Raw genomic sequence first — 208 nt, forward strand, 5'->3', positions numbered from 1 at the left:
AGCGAAGCGCATCCGCCGTAACCTTACCTTCTTACGCCTTGAATTCCGCACGGCCCTTGTACGGCGCCGAGCCATTCAGCTCCGCTTCGATGCGCAGCAGGCGGTTGTACTTGGACACACGGTCGGAACGACACAGAGAGCCGGTCTTGATCTGACCCGCTGCGGTCGCCACGGCCAGATCGGCAATGGTGGTGTCTTCGGTTTCACC

General features: G+C 61.1%; 1 pseudogene. It reads right to left on the reverse strand.

Features of this window, described 5'->3' with window-relative positions:
* Positions 1-31 precede the first annotated feature (31 nt).
* A pseudogene (eno, locus tag B3520_RS13070) lies at positions 32-208 on the reverse strand (phosphopyruvate hydratase); the annotation flags it as partial.

This window comes from Marinimicrobium sp. UBA4509 (assembly GCF_002388575.1).
Taxonomy (GTDB): Bacteria; Pseudomonadota; Gammaproteobacteria; order Pseudomonadales; family Cellvibrionaceae; genus Marinimicrobium; species Marinimicrobium koreense.